Source organism: Sphingopyxis sp. OAS728 (assembly GCF_014873485.1).
Lineage (GTDB): Bacteria > Pseudomonadota > Alphaproteobacteria > Sphingomonadales > Sphingomonadaceae > Sphingopyxis.
Window position 1 is genome coordinate 325,466 of sequence record NZ_JADBDT010000001.1, and the last position, 14,290, is coordinate 339,755.

Sequence of the window (14,290 nt, forward strand, 5' to 3'; positions counted from 1 at the left end):
CGCGTGAGGGAAAGCGTCAGCGTGCGGTTTGCCCCGCACGCGGCGCCAATTCAGCGAGGCAGTTGCCAATCTCGAACCCCACCATCGCGCCGTCGTACGATCCGCGGATGGCATCGCGAACGGTGCGCTGGACGCGGTCCCATTGCGCAAGGATCGGTGCGATCTCAGCCACCGGCCGTTCACGTGCCAGACGCGCGAGCAGCCCGGGAACGATGTCGATCACCAGTTCGAGCCGGGCGCGATTGCTGGTCCCGCCGACTTCGCGTGCGAGTGCCTCGCGGAGCCGGTTCTCGGGATCGCCCGAGGTGGCAATGGCGAGCAATTTCTTCTCCATCACCGCAACGTCGCTATCGATCAGCGCAAGTGCCTTGCCCGGTACCCCGCCCGATGCAGCGACGATGGCGCGTACCTCTGCCATTTCGAGCATCGGCCGCAGCTCGTGCAGCCACGCTGTCATGACGTCATGCTGAACCGGTTGAAAACGCAGCGTTCTGCATCGTGACCGGATGGTGGGGAGCAGGCGCCCCGGTGAATGGCTGACGAGCAGGAAGAGCGTCTTTGCCGGCGGTTCCTCGAGCGTCTTGAGCAGCGCGTTTGCGCCGTCGGTCTCGAGATCGTCGACCGCATCGACGATGATCACGCGCCACTCGCCGAGCGACAACGAGAGGTGCAGGCGGCGGATCATCTGCCGCACCTGCTCGATCGTGATGTTGCGCGCGAGTTCCTTGGCCTTGTCTTTCGGCTGACGCGCGAGGCGAAGGATCTCGGGGTGGTTTCCGGCATCGACGAGGCGCCCAGCAGCCTCGTCGCCCGCATCATCGAGGCCGACCGCCTGTGCATCGCCGCCGCGGCCGTGCGTGACGAGGAAACGTGCGACGTGCTCGGCGAAGGCGCCCTTCCCCATTCCCTGCGGCCCAGCGAGGAGCCACGCGTGATGGAGGCGGCCGCCCTGCCACGCTTCGAGAAAGGCCTTTTCGGCGTCCTGATGACCGATCATGGCAGCCATTCCGCAAGCTCGGCGAGGATCGCCGCGGTGACCTCGTCGGCGGCGGCATCGGCGCTGACGATCCGCCACCGGGCAGGCTCCGCCTCGGCCATTTCGACGAAGCGCGCCGCGAGCCGGGCCTGATAGTCGGCGGGCTTGTTGCCCATGCGGTCGCTCCCGCCGCGCTCCGTCAGTCGCCGCGCCGCTTCGTCAGCACTGACGGTGAGCAGGAAGGTGCGGTCGGGCAACAAGCCCAGCGAACCGAAGCTATGCAGCATCAGAATATCGACATCGGTGATACCGCCGCCGCCACCCTGATAGGCGCGGCTCGAATCGACGAAACGATCGCAGAGCACCCATGCGCCGCGATCGAGCGCCGGGCGAATAGTTCGCGCGACGTGATCGGCGCGCGCTGCGGCGAAAAGCAAGGCTTCGCTGCGCGCATCCCAACGGTCGTCGCTGCCCTCCATCAACAGCGCGCGGATCGCTTCGGCCCCCGCGCTGCCGCCGGGTTCGCGCGTCGCCACGGCTTCGATACCGCGCACCTCCAGCGCCGCTGCGAGCGCGCGGATCTGCGTCGATTTACCGACCCCCTCCCCGCCTTCCAGCGTGATAAAGCGTCCCGTCACAGTCCGGTCAGCCGGTAAAATCCGGTTCGCGCGCGCGACCACCAGCCGCCCTCGGCTACGTCGGCGGCGGCGATCAGCGGCGTCGTTTGTGGCGGAAGCCCGTCGGGCGTGACGACGAGGTCCGCGACCGGCGTCCCGCGCGTGACGGGCGCCGTGATGGGGGCTTGGGTGCGCATCACCGCGCGATAGCCGCCCTCATAGCCCTTGGGAACCGTCATCCGTACGGCAATCCCGGTCCGTGTGGCGACCGCTGGAATAGCACCTTTCCGGATGTCCACGCGGCCGAGGCTGGCGCCGGCGGGGACGATTTCGCGCCCTTCCCATTCGTCGAAACCCCATTTCATCAGCCGCTCGGCTTCGTCGCGGCGCGCTTTTTCGCTGCTCATGCCGGCGACGACCATGATGAGGCGGCGCCCTTTGCGTTTCGCCGAGCCGAGGAAGCAATAGCCGGCCTCGGCGGTGTGACCGGTTTTCAGGCCGTCGGCTCCTTCAAAACGCCCGAGAATGGGATTGCGGTTGGGCTGGATGATCGGCTTGCCGTCGGGCGACCTGCCATGCTGGAGCTTGAGCAACGAAAAATAGCGATTATAGCCGTCCGGATGGTCGCGGATCAGCCGGTCGGCGAGCGTGACGAGGTCGGCGGCACTGACCTTCGTGACGCCGCCATCCGGCCAGCCATTCGGCGTCCCGAAGCGGCTCGATGCCATCCCAATTTTGGCTGCTACTGCATTCATTCTCTTGACGAATGCCTCTTCGCTCCCGTCAATCCCGACCGCGAGAACTGCAGCGGCGTCATTGCCCGAAACGGTGATCAGCCCCTTCATCAATTCGTCGACCGAGACTTTTTCGTTCGGGCGCAGGAACATCGTTGATCCGCCGGTGCTGCCGTTCCATTTTTTCCACGTCGCCTCGCCGACGGTGAATTGCTTGTCGCGCGCGAGTTCGCCCTTCTTGATCAGGTCGAGCACGACATAGGCGGTCATCACCTTTGCCATTGAGGCCGGGGCAAAGCGCTTATCGGCGCCGCGCGAAAAGAGGATTGCGCCCGAATCGAGATCCTTGAGCAGGACGATCGGAGCCTGGGTGACATAGAGCGGGCGGCTCACCGGAGAATTTTTGACCGGCGCGTTTTTCGGACGAGCATCGCCCGCCGATGCAGCCGGAAAGGCGAATGTCAGGGCAAGGGTCGTCAGCGCCGCGGCGCCGCCTTTTGCAAGGATGGCCGGCTTCCGCACGCGCCCGACCGTTAGCGGTCGCGCTGGACCACCGCGTCGCGGAAGCCCTTGGCTTTGACCTTGCCGAGCGCGCCGCGAGCTTCGGCGTCGCTGGCGAAGGGGCCAACGCGGACGCGCCACAAGGTACCGGCCTTCGTGACATGGCCGTCAACGGATTTCGCCGCTGCATTGGCGCGGCTTTCGGCGCTGAACGCGCCGACCTGAACCACATATTTTCCCGCGACCGTGGCAGCGGGCTTCGCGGCCGAGGCTGCCGGTTTTGCAGCCGCTGCGGGCGTTGGCTTGGTCGTTCCGGGGCCTTCGACGACGAAGCGGTCGTCGCCCGGCTTGGCGGTACCCGATGCAATCGGCGCCGCGGGCTGCGCGATCACCGGCGTTGCCGCAGCGATCGCAGCCTTGGGCACAGGCAGCGCCTTTGCCTTGCTGCGCAGGATCGCCAGCAGCGATTCGGGGGTCGCAATCCGTTCGGGAACAGGCTTTCCGGCTCGAAGCTGCGCGCGTTCGGCTGCAGGCGGGTTGGTACGGCGGACGCGCACTGCGGAAACGCCGTCGGTCAGCCCCAACTGTTCGGCGGCGCCGCGCGACAGGTCGACGAGCCGGTCGCCCACCATCGGACCCCGGTCGTTGACGCGCACCAGGATCGTCCGACCGGTATCGAGCGCGGTGACCTCGACATAGCTCGGGAGCGGCAGTGTCCGGTGCGCAGCACTGATCGCCGCGGGATCGAAAATCTCGCCATTGGCGGTCGGTTTTCCGCCAAGTTCCTCGCCATACCAGCTCGCATAGCCGACATCGTCATAATCGGGGATGTCGGCGGGCGTATAGGTGACGCCCGCGATCGTATAAGGATCGCCGAGCTTTACGGGCACATCTGCGACCCCGTTCGCTGCGGTCGTCGGCGTCGGGCTGGCCGTCGGCCCCCCTTCGCGCTTGCCGTCCACACTACCACAGCCGGCGAGCAACAGCATTGCCCCCGCCATCAGGCCCCCGCCCCTAACGATCGATTTCATCCGCCAGCAACCCCACAGACAGTGCGTAAAAGTTGGAACAATTATAGTCCAATATCGCACGATAGTTACCGGTCAGCAAATAGGCCGTGCGACCGGGGCCATCGGGTTCGAGAAGCGTCGCCTGGACATTGCCGTCGGGCCAGCGCCCGCCAAGCGGCGCGATGCCGTCGGCGCGCCATTCGGCCATCGAGCGCCAGCGGCTGTGACGATCGAAAACACGCGGGCAGCGGGTGGGTGTGAGGCGATTAGCGACCGCGCCGCGGTTGAAGCCGGCGGGAACGGTCACCGCGACGCCCCATGGCTGGCCGGCACGCCAGCCTGCGCGGCGCAGGTACGAACCGATCGACTCGATCGCATCGGCTTCGCTCGACCAGATGCGCGCAACGCCATCGCCATCGCCATCCTCGGCGACCTGCAAATAGACCGAGGGCAGAAATTGCGGATAACCAAAGGCGCCGGCCCAGCTGCCTTTGAGCGCGCTGCGCGGCACGCCGCGTTCGACCATTACCATTGTTGCGATCAGTTCGGGTTCGAACAAGCTGCGGCGGCGGCCTTCATAGGCGAGCGTCGCCAGCGCTTCGGGCAAGTCGAAATTGCCCGTGACCTGACCATAAGCGGTTTCATGGCCATAGATCGCGATCATGATGCTCGTCGGAACGCCCGTGCGCGCCTCAATGCGCGAGAGCAGCGGGAGCAGCCGGTCGTGGACGCGGCGCCCGCCGCCGATGCGTGCCGCGTCGACATGCTTGGCCTTGTACGGAGCGAACGACGGAATCGGGGTGTTGGGGCTTGGCGGGCTGCCCAGATTGTCGCGGTCGAGCGCGATGACGCGAGGGTTATAGACGAGCCCCGCGGTCACGCGGTCGAAGGTCGTGCGCGACACACCGCGCGCCTGCGCCTTTGGCCAAAGCGACTGGACATAGGTGTCGAAGCTGGCGTTGCTGCTTTGAGCGTGGAGCGGCGCCGAGGCGGTGAGCATCCATGCCGACAGGAAGGCGGCCCCAAAATTGAAAAGGCGTCCGATTCTGAAACGAATAGCGTGCATCATGTTCCCCACCATAAGAGGTGTCTCGCATAGATGCGAGCGGCTTGGCTAGCTTTAGGCGGGACAGGACGAGTCATTCGCGCGATGGGGCGAGTGGGCGAGGTTTTGCTTGCCGCAAGGCGTTCGCGCGCTATGGCGGCGGCGAGCGGACAGGTGGCCGAGTGGTTTAAGGCAGCGGTCTTGAAAACCGCCGTGGGTGCAAGCTCACCGTGGGTTCGAATCCCACCCTGTCCGCCAATCAAGCAAAATGCAGCCGCCGGTATTTTCCGCGGAAATAGAGCAACGGATCGCGGTGCGGTTCGAACTGCGCCCGTACCACGCGACCAACGAGGATGAAATGGTCGCCCGCCTCGTGCAGCGATTCGCGCTGGCATTCGAACGAGACGAGCGAACTGCCGAGCAGCGGCACGCCAGTATGACCGGGGGCCCACGGCTGACCTGCGAAGCGGTCCTCGCCCTTTGCCGCAAAGCGGTTCGACGTCGGTTGCTGGCCGATTTGCAGCACGTTCACGCCGAAATGCGCGGCTTCGCGCAGCGCCGGTGCGGTGCCGGCGGTGTTGGCGATGCACACCAGCAGCAGCGGCGGATCGAGCGATACCGAGGTGAAGCTGTTCGCGGTCAAACCGACCGGCGTTCCTGCGCCGTCGACGGCGGTGACGATCGTGATCCCCGTCGCAAAACAGCCCATCGCGTCGCGCAGCGTGCGCGGGTCCGACCCCGCCTTGAATTCCATCGCCTCGCGCGGTTGCCGCTGTTCGAGAAATTCGAGCAATTGGCCGAGCAGCGCTTCTTTTCGGTCCGAGGCAAGCTCGAGGTCGCAATCATTGATGTCGGCGCTCTGGCTAAGCGGTAGTGCGGCGATGAAGGCCTCGCTGTCGACGCTTGCCTTTGCGGGGGAAAAGCCGCCGCGAACGACCAGCGTTGGAAGGGCCAGGCGCGACGCGGCGGCGCTTGCAATAGCCACGTCATCGACGGGCATGTCGACGAGGACAAGCCCCGCAGCGAGATGCGTTCCGTCATCGAGGCCCAGCGCGTGCGCAGCGATCCAGCTGCCGCGTCCCGCTGCGACCACCACGGGCCGCGATCCCATCTGCGCAAGAACGGCGCGCAAATCCTCGATATGCGGCGCGAGGTCCGCGCCATCGCGAAGGTCGAGATTGACGACGCGGCGGCCCGAGAGCACGAGCGCCTCTGCGACCTCGCGCCAGTTCGCGCGGCCGTGGCCGATGTCGGGGATCAGGAGGACCGCCGGGTCATTTTCGTCACCCAGCATATCGGCCGCAAGAATAACGCCGCCGAAACCTTTATATTCGATGAGACTCAAAAATCCCCCTTGCCGTGCCGGCAGGCTGAAGCCGGCGGCGTCCGATATGATCGATTGCGAAGAATCGGACCATATCGAAAGCCGCCGCTTCGCGCCAGCATGCGGGACGCATCAGGCGCGCATCGACGCGAGCCGCTGGTCGACGATCGCGTCGGCCTCGGCGATGATCCGGTCGATGAGTTGCTGGCACGTCGGGATGTCGTGGATCAGCCCCTGCACCATGCCCGCCCAAAACACGCCCTTCGAAAGGTCGCCGGTCTCGAGCAATTCGCGGCCTGCTTTGCCGTTCACCAGTTCGGTGACGTCGGCAAAGGTCGCGTCGGGCACCGCGAGGCGGCGCACCACCTCTTCGCTCACTTCGCTCTTGCCGACGCGCGCGGTGTTCTTGAGGCTGCGGAAGATCAGGAAGCTGCCGCGCTCGTCATTGTTGATATAGGCCTGTTTCACATTGTCGTGGATCGGCGCCTCAACCGTGGCGCAGAAGCGCGTGCCCATGTTGATGCCTTCGGCGCCGAGTGAAAGCGCCGCAACCAGCCCGCGGCCGTCGCCGAAGCCGCCCGAGGCGAGCATCGGGATCTTCACCTTGTCGGCGGCGGCAGGGATCAGGATCAGGCCGGGGATATCGTCCTCGCCGGGGTGGCCTGCGCATTCGAAGCCGTCGATCGAGATGATATCGCAGCCCGCGCGTTCGGCGGACAATGCGTGACGTACCGCGGTGCATTTGTGGAGGATCGTGACGCCGTGCGGTTTGAGCATTTCCCAGATTTCGCGCACCGCTTGCGTGCCCGCGGTCTCGACGATCTTGACCCCGCCGTCGATGATCGCCTGTGCATAGGCCTTGTAGTCGGGGGCGTTGATTGTCGGGAAGACGGTCATGTTTACGCCGAAGGGCTTGTCGGTCATCGCACGGCAACGCTCGATCTCGGCGCTCAGCGCTTCGGGGCTCGGCTGGGTCAGCGCGGTCAATATGCCGAGCCCGCCGGCGTTCGACACCGCGCTCGCGAGTTCGGCATAGCCGACGCTCTGCATCCCGCCCTGGACGATCGGATGTTCGATACCCAGCATTTCGGTGATGCGTGTCTTGAAAGCCATATCGATCTCTCCTGCGCGATCCTGCCCTTACGGCATGTTCGCCGCGATCCATGAAATAACTTGACGCTTACGTCAACGTCGGGTTGACTGGAAAGATAGTTAGATAGCGAAGGGAATCGGAATGGCGGCGCACGAAGGCATATCGGATCGGGCGCTGGCGATCGCCGCGAAGGTCGAAAGCTTCGTTCGCGAAATCGTCATTCCCTATGAGAATGACGCGCGCCGCGACCACCATGGCGCGCCGACTGATGAGCTTGTCATGGAGATGCGCGAGCATGCGCGCGCCGCGGGTGTGCTGACCCCGCACATCCTGGGCAATGGCGACCATTTGAACCAGCGCGAGACCGCGGTGGTGCTGATCAAGAGTGGCTTGTCTCCTCTCGGCCCCCTCGCGTGCAACACCATGGCCCCCGATGAGGGCAATATGTATCTGCTCGGCAAGGAAGGCAGCCCCGAACTCAAGGAGCGCTTCCTGAAGCCGATGGTCGCCGGCGAGGTACGCTCGGCCTTTTTCATGACCGAGCCTGCCGAAGAGGGCGGTGCAGGGTCCGACCCGTCGATGATGAAGACCACCTGCCACCTCGACGGCAACCATTGGGTCGTCAATGGCCGCAAGACCTTCATCACCGGCGCGCAGGGTGCACGCGTCGGCATCGTGATGGCAAAGTCCGAACAGGGTGCGTGCATGTTCCTCGTCGACCTGCCCGATCCCGCGATCCGCATCGACGACGTACCCAACACGATCGACAGTTCGATGCCCGGCGGTCACGCAACGCTCACCATCGATAACCTCCGCATCCCTGCCGACCAGATGCTGGGCGAGGCGGGCGAAGGCTTCCGTTACGCGCAGGTGCGCCTGTCCCCTGCCCGCCTGTCGCACTGCATGCGCTGGCTGGGTGCATGCATTCGTGCGCACGAGATCGCCACCGACTATGCGAACCGCCGCGAAGCCTTCGGCAAGCCGCTGATCGATCATGAGGGCGTCGGCTTCATGCTCGCCGAAAATATGATCGACCTGAAACAGGCCGAACTGATGATCGACTGGTGCGCATCGGTGCTCGACACCGGATCGCTCGGCACGGTCGAAAGCTCGATGGCGAAGGTCGCGGTGTCCGAGGCGCTGATGCGCATCGCCGACCGCTGCGTCCAGGTGATGGGCGGCACCGGGGTGACCGACAAGACGATCGTCGAGCAGGTCTTCCGCGAAGTTCGCGCCTTCCGCATCTACGACGGCCCGACCGAGGTCCACAAATGGAGCCTCGCCAAGAAGATCCGCCGCGACTGGAAGGCGGGGCTCTCCTGACACGGCCGTCAGTTGCGGCGCGAAAAGCGTAGCGTCAAAGTGCTTGACGTTTACGTCAACGTCCGGTTCATTGGCCGCAACGACATAATGGGAGAAGGACGGGTGCAGGCATGACCATCCTCTACGACGAAGGCCAGCAGGCGATCGCGACCGAATCGCGGCGCGTATTGGAAGCGCGGGTCGACAAGGACGCGCTGTTGCCGCTCCTCGAAGCCGTCGGCGAATATCATCGCCCCTTCTGGGATACTGCCAAGGAACAGGGCTGGACTGCGCTTGCACTTCCCGAAGCCGAGGGCGGTCTGGGGCTCGGCCTCATCGAACTCGGCCTCATCGCGCATCAGGCGGGGCGCAGCATCAGCGGCGCGCCGTTCCTGACGTCGGGCTTCGGCGCGGCCAAGGCAATCGAGCTTTTCGGGTCCGACGCGCAAAAGGCGCGCTGGCTGCCCGGCCTCGCGAGCGGCGAGACCATCGGCGCCATCGCCTTTGCGGCCGGTCCCGACGCCCTGCCCGCACGCCCCGATGTGACGTTTACCGACGACAAGCTTGATGGCACGGCCCGTGGCGTTTCCGGGGGGCTTGCCGCCGATGTCGCAATCGTCTTTGCGAACGGTCCGGGCATGCCGGTGCTCGCACTCGCCGACCTCGCCGGGACGCAGCGTTCGGCCATCCCGAGTTTCGACAACAGTCGGCTGATTGCCGATATCGGCTTTATCGGTACTCCCGCCGAAACGCTCGCGGTGGGCGGCGCAGCGCGCGACGCGGCGCTCCACATATTGGCGTTGCAAGCCGTCGTCACTGCGCACGAGCAGACCGGCGGGGCCGAGGCGCTGATGGAAATCGCGCGCGACTATGCGCTGACGCGCAAGGCGTTCGGCCAGCCGATCGGTGCCTTCCAGTCGGTGAAGCATCGCATCGCCGAACTCTACGGCCTTGTCGAACTGGCGCGCGCGAACTGCATCCATGCTGCGGCGCGTGAAGGCGCCGCCGATTTCATTACCGCCGCTGCGGCCGCGCGGCTGTCGGCGACCGAGGCCTATGACACCGCCGCGCGCGATTGCATCCAGATCCACGGCGGCATCGGCGTGACGTGGGAAATCGGGCTGCACCTTCACATGCGCCGCGCGCGCAGCCTTGCGATCGAACAGGGCAGTAGCCTGTTCTGGGAAGATGTGCTGGTTGATCAGCTTGCAGGAGAAGCGGCATGAGCGATCTCGACGCCTATCGCGCCAAGGCTTCCGCCTGGCTGCAGTCAATGGCGCCGACCTTTGGCCGCGATGCCCGCAAGGGCCTCTCCGAAGCCGACGATCTGGCGCTCGGCCGCCGCTACCAGAAGGCGAAATTCGATGCGGGCTACGCCGGCATCAACTGGCCGACCGAATATGGCGGCCAGGGCCTCAGCCATCTCGAGAAAGTCACCTTCGACGCCGAAGAAATGAAGCATGGTTTCCCGAGCTTCTATTTCGGCATCTCGCTCGGCATGCCCGTACCGGTGCTGATGCAGTTCGGCAGCGACAAGGAGTTCGTCAAGGAACGCGTGCTGAAGGCGCTGCAGGGCGAGGAAATCTGGTGCCAGCTCTTTTCCGAACCCTCGGGCGGCTCGGACCTTGCGGGCCTGCGCACCAAGGCCGAGCCTGAGGGCAACGGCTGGAAGATCAACGGGCAGAAGGTGTGGACGAGCTGGGCGCATTACAGCGACTATGGCGTGATCGTCGTGCGCACCGACCCGACCGTCGCGAAGCACAAGGGGCTGACCTATTTCTGGGTCGACATGAAGGCGCCGGGCGTCACGGTGCGCCCGATCAAGCTGGCGGGCGGCGACAGCCACGTCAATGAAGTCTTCTTCGACGATGTGAAGATCACCGACGACCACCGCATGTCGCCGGTCGGTGGGGGCTTTGCGGTCGCGATCGCGACGCTGATGATCGAACGCTATGTCGCGACCGACAGCGCGGGATTCGGTCCGCATCTTGACCTGTTCGTCGAGCTGGCGAAGGACGTTCAATTAAACGGTCGGCCCGCGATCGAGGATGGGCGTATCCGCCAGCAGATAGCGCGCAACCATGCGATGCGCGCCGGGCTCGATTCGATCAACGTGCGTGCGCGGCTGATGATGCAGGCGGGGATGATGCCGGGCCCCGAAGGCTCGCTGAACAAGCTGGTTGCAGTGCGCTCGCGCCAGAAATTGTCCGAACTTGCGCTCGACCTGCAGGGCCACGACGGCTTCCTCTTCGACGAACATGCGTCGCAGAAAGAAGATTGGGCGTCGAGCTGGATCAACGCGCCGACGGGCCGCATCGCCGGCGGGTCGGACGAGACGTTGCTCAACACGATCGCGGAGAAGGTACTCGGCCTGCCGCAGGATCATCGCCCCGACAAGGGCATCCCCTTCAACCAGATTCCCGCCTGAGGAGCCTCCCCATGAAGATTGATTCCACCATATCAGCGGTCGTCACCGGCGGCGCCTCGGGTCTGGGCCGGGCTACCGCCGAAGCGCTGGCCGCCTCGGGCGTGAAGGTTGCGATTTTCGACATCAACGATGCACTTGGCGAGGAGGTCGCGGCGTCGATCGGCGGCCTGTTCGTCCATGTCGATATCACCGACGAGCAATCGGTGCTCGATGGCTATGCCAAGGCGCGCGCCGCGCATGGGCAGGAGCGCGTGTGCGTCCATTGCGCGATGACGTCGCGCCGCGGCAAGACGCTCGCCTATGACAAGGAAATCGGCGGCTATCGCCGTACGCCCACCGCCGACTATGCCTTTGGCGTCGAGGGCATATTGACCGCGAGCTATCGCGTCGCGTCGATCTCAGCCGAAGGCATGGCGACCGTTCCCGAAATGGAAGACGGCGAACGCGGCGCGATCGTGCTCACCGCCTCGGTCGCGGCGCAGGATGGCCAGATCGGCCAAGTCATCTATGGCTCGGCAAAGGCCGGCGTGAACGGCCTCGTCCTGCCGATGGCGCGCGATCTGATGGATCTGGGCATCCGGGTCAATTCGATCATGCCGGGCGTATTCGGTACGCCGCTCCTCAACAATATGAACCCGAAGGTGAAGGAGAGCCTCGAGGCCTCTGTTCCCTTCCCCAAGCGGCTCGGCAAGGCCGAGGAATATGCGAGCCTCGCGATGGAGATGGTCCGCAACACCTATTTCAACGGACAGGCCGTGCGCCTCGACGGCGCGATAAGGATGGCCCCCCGCTAAACTCCCCATCAACGCGCTTTTCAATCGACTGACGATCTTCGAAGCTCTCCACGAAAGGATATTCACCATGGCCGAGGCCTATATCATCGACGCCGTTCGTACCCCGCGCGGGGTCGGCAAACCGGGCAAGGGCGCGCTATCGCACCTGCATCCGCAGCATCTTGCCGCGACGGTGCTGGCTGCGATCCGCGACCGCAACAATCTCGACACTTCAACCGTCGACGACATCGTCTGGTCGACGTCGAGCCAGAACGGCAAGCAGGGCGGCGACCTCGGCCGCATGGCGGCGCTGTCGGCGGGTTATGACACCAAGGCCAGCGGCACGACGCTCGACCGCTTCTGTGGCGGCGGGATCAGCTCGGTGAATTTCGCCGCTGCCAGCGTGATGAGCGGCATGGAAGATTGCGTCATCGCCGGCGGCACCGAGATGATGAGCTATACGACCGCTTTCGCCGCCGAACAGGCAAATGCCGGCCTGCCCCCGCGCCTGATGGGATCGGGTCACGAAGCGCTCGACGAAATCCACCCGCAATCGCATCAGGGCGTATGCGGCGACGCGATCGCGACGATCGAAGGCATCAGCCGCGAAGACCTTGATGCGCTCGCGCTTGTCAGCCAGCAGCGTGCCGACCGCGCGATCAAGGAAGGCCGCTTTGCCAAGTCGGTCGTGCCGGTCCTGAACACCGACGGCAGCGTCGCGCTCGACCATGAGGAATTTCCGCGCCCTGAAACGACCGCCGAGGGCCTTGCTTCGCTGAAGCCGGCCTTCACCGGCCTTGCCGACTTCGACCTTGGCGGCGGCTTCACCTTCCGCAAGCAGATCAACCGCCGCTATCCTGACGTAGAGATCCAGCATTTCCACCATGCCGGCAATTCGTCGGGCGTCGTCGATGGCGCAGCCGCGCTGCTGCTGACCTCGAAGGATTATGCCGACAAGCATGGCCTGAAGCCGCGCGCGCGCATCGTCGCCTATGCCAATATCGGCGACGATCCGACGCTGATGCTCAACGCCCCGGTTCCGGCGGCGAAGAAGGTGCTCGAAAAGGCCGGCCTGACGAAGGACGACATCGACGTCTGGGAGATCAACGAAGCCTTCTCGGTCGTCGCCGAAAAGTTCATCCGCGACCTCGATCTCGACCGCGAAAAGGTCAACATCAACGGCGGTGCGATGGCGCTCGGCCACCCCATCGGCGCGACGGGTTCGATCCTGATCGGCACCGCTCTCGACGAACTCGAACGCTCGGGCGGCCGTTACGGCCTCGTCACCATGTGCGCCGCCGGCGGCATGGCGCCCGCGATCATCATCGAACGTATCTGAAAAACAGGAGAGCCACGTGACCGGACCGCTGAAGGGTATCAGGATCATCGAATTTGCCGGCATTGGTCCCGGCCCCTTCTGCGGCATGATGCTCGCCGACCATGGCGCCGAGGTGATCCGCATCGATCGCCCCGGCGGCTTCATGGATCCGCGCGATCCGCTGAGCCGCAATCGCACCTCGATCGTGCTCGACATGAAAAATCCCGAGGCGGTGCAGATTGCGCGCGATCTTTGCAAAAGCGCCGACGGGATCATCGAGGGCTATCGGCCGGGCGTGATGGAGCGGCTCGGGCTCGGCCCCGAGGTGCTGCTCGCGGATAATCCGAAGCTCGTTTACGGGCGCATGACCGGCTGGGGTCAGTTCGGCCCCTATGCGCAGGCGGCGGGGCACGACATCAATTATATCTCGTTGTCGGGCGTGCTCCACGGGATCGGGCGCGCGGGCGAAAAGCCAGTACCCCCCGCTAATTATGTCGGCGATTTCGGCGGCGGCGGGATGATGCTGGCGTTCGGCATGTCGAGCGCGCTTGTCCACGCCGCGCGCACCGGCGAGGGCCAGGTGATCGACTGCGCGATGACCGACGGTTCGGCGCTGCTCGCGGGGATGAGTTGGTGGTTCCATGCGGCCGGGCGGCTGCAGGATCAGGCAGGCGTTAACATGCTCGACGGCGGCGCGCATTTCTATGACAGCTATGCCTGCGCCGACGGCAAGTTTATCTCGATCGGGTCGATCGAACCGCAATTCTACGCGCTGCTGCGCGAGAAGACCGGCCTCACCGACGACACCGACTTCGACGCGCAGATGGATCCGTCCAAATGGGGGCCGCTGAAGGAAAAGTTGACCGCGTTGTTCGCGACAAAGACGCGTGACGAATGGTGCGCGATCATGGAAATGACCGACGTCTGCTTTGCGCCGATCCTGTCGCTGAGCGAGGCGCCGCAGCATCCGCACAATGTTGAGCGCGAGACGTTCCTGACCGTCGGTGGCGCGGTCCAGCCTGCTCCAGCGCCGCGCTATTCAGCGAGCGTCAACGACACCCCGCGTCCCGCGCCCGCGGTCGGCGCGGATAGTGAAGCGGTGTTGATCGGGCTGGGCTATGATGCAGAAAGGATCGCTGCGCTGCGCGATGGCGGCGCGGTGCGCTGAC

The 14,290-nt window shown here is 65.0% G+C and carries 13 protein-coding genes and 1 tRNA gene; 7 read left to right on the top strand and 7 right to left on the bottom strand.

Features of this window, described 5'->3' with window-relative positions; translation table 11 throughout:
- Positions 1-16 precede the first annotated feature (16 nt).
- From GGC65_RS01650 to GGC65_RS01670, 5 genes are read right to left on the bottom strand one after another with little or no spacing between them, the layout of a single operon-like run.
- On the bottom strand, positions 17-997 hold the full coding sequence (locus tag GGC65_RS01650) for a DNA polymerase III subunit delta' (RefSeq protein ID WP_225940631.1): 981 nt from the start codon (positions 995-997) through the stop codon (positions 17-19).
- Positions 994-1,614 carry a dTMP kinase gene (gene tmk, locus GGC65_RS01655; protein WP_192645563.1) on the bottom strand — a complete coding sequence of 207 codons (621 nt, stop codon included), beginning with the start codon at positions 1,612-1,614 and terminating at the stop codon, positions 994-996. Before tmk ends, GGC65_RS01650 begins: the two co-directional genes overlap by 4 nt.
- Positions 1,611-2,849 (bottom strand): D-alanyl-D-alanine carboxypeptidase family protein, encoded by a 1,239-nt coding sequence (locus tag GGC65_RS01660; protein WP_192645564.1) that lies wholly within the window; start codon positions 2,847-2,849, stop codon positions 1,611-1,613. The genes tmk and GGC65_RS01660 overlap by 4 nt, the downstream gene beginning before the upstream one ends.
- Positions 2,850-2,860: 11 nt before the next feature.
- Positions 2,861-3,829, bottom strand: a complete 969-nt coding sequence (locus GGC65_RS01665; RefSeq protein ID WP_225940632.1) for a septal ring lytic transglycosylase RlpA family protein — start codon at positions 3,827-3,829, stop codon at positions 2,861-2,863.
- A 13-nt stretch (positions 3,830-3,842) separates the two neighbouring features.
- On the bottom strand, positions 3,843-4,904 hold the full coding sequence (locus tag GGC65_RS01670; RefSeq protein ID WP_413052748.1) for a lytic transglycosylase domain-containing protein: 1,062 nt from the start codon (positions 4,902-4,904) through the stop codon (positions 3,843-3,845).
- A gap of 147 nt (positions 4,905-5,051) precedes the next feature.
- Between GGC65_RS01670 and GGC65_RS01675 the strand changes: the two genes are divergently transcribed.
- Positions 5,052-5,141: transfer RNA gene (locus GGC65_RS01675), tRNA-Ser, on the top strand.
- A gap of 1 nt (position 5,142) precedes the next feature.
- On the opposite strand, the gene GGC65_RS01680 is transcribed toward GGC65_RS01675, so the two are convergent.
- Both GGC65_RS01680 and GGC65_RS01685 read right to left on the bottom strand, forming a co-directional pair.
- Positions 5,143-6,228, bottom strand: coding sequence for a flavin reductase (locus GGC65_RS01680; protein ID WP_192645566.1), 1,086 nt, complete (start codon positions 6,226-6,228; stop codon positions 5,143-5,145).
- A gap of 111 nt (positions 6,229-6,339) precedes the next feature.
- Entirely contained in the window at positions 6,340-7,320 is a 981-nt protein-coding gene (locus tag GGC65_RS01685; protein WP_192645567.1) for an NAD(P)H-dependent flavin oxidoreductase, read from the bottom strand.
- Positions 7,321-7,441: 121 nt separating this feature from the next.
- Here GGC65_RS01685 and GGC65_RS01690 point away from each other — a divergent pair, with 121 nt between their 5' ends.
- From GGC65_RS01690 to GGC65_RS01715, 6 genes are all read left to right on the top strand, one after another.
- Positions 7,442-8,623: an acyl-CoA dehydrogenase family protein gene (locus tag GGC65_RS01690; RefSeq protein WP_192645568.1), complete on the top strand. Its 1,182-nt coding sequence runs from the start codon at positions 7,442-7,444 to the stop codon at positions 8,621-8,623.
- 110 nt (positions 8,624-8,733) lie between these two features.
- A complete protein-coding gene (locus GGC65_RS01695; protein WP_192645569.1) occupies positions 8,734-9,828 on the top strand; it encodes an acyl-CoA dehydrogenase family protein in 1,095 nt (364 codons plus the stop codon).
- Positions 9,825-11,030, top strand: a complete 1,206-nt coding sequence (locus GGC65_RS01700; protein WP_192645570.1) for an acyl-CoA dehydrogenase family protein — start codon at positions 9,825-9,827, stop codon at positions 11,028-11,030. The genes GGC65_RS01695 and GGC65_RS01700 overlap by 4 nt, the downstream gene beginning before the upstream one ends.
- Before the next feature lie 11 nt (positions 11,031-11,041).
- Positions 11,042-11,824 carry an SDR family NAD(P)-dependent oxidoreductase gene (locus tag GGC65_RS01705; RefSeq protein ID WP_192645571.1) on the top strand — a complete coding sequence of 261 codons (783 nt, stop codon included), beginning with the start codon at positions 11,042-11,044 and terminating at the stop codon, positions 11,822-11,824.
- A 67-nt stretch (positions 11,825-11,891) separates the two neighbouring features.
- The gene (locus tag GGC65_RS01710; protein ID WP_192645572.1) at positions 11,892-13,142 is read left to right on the top strand and encodes an acetyl-CoA C-acetyltransferase; all 1,251 of its coding nucleotides are present in this window, start codon (positions 11,892-11,894) and stop codon (positions 13,140-13,142) included.
- 16 nt (positions 13,143-13,158) lie between these two features.
- Positions 13,159-14,289: a CaiB/BaiF CoA transferase family protein gene (locus GGC65_RS01715; RefSeq protein ID WP_192645573.1), complete on the top strand. Its 1,131-nt coding sequence runs from the start codon at positions 13,159-13,161 to the stop codon at positions 14,287-14,289.
- Position 14,290: the final 1 nt, after the last annotated feature.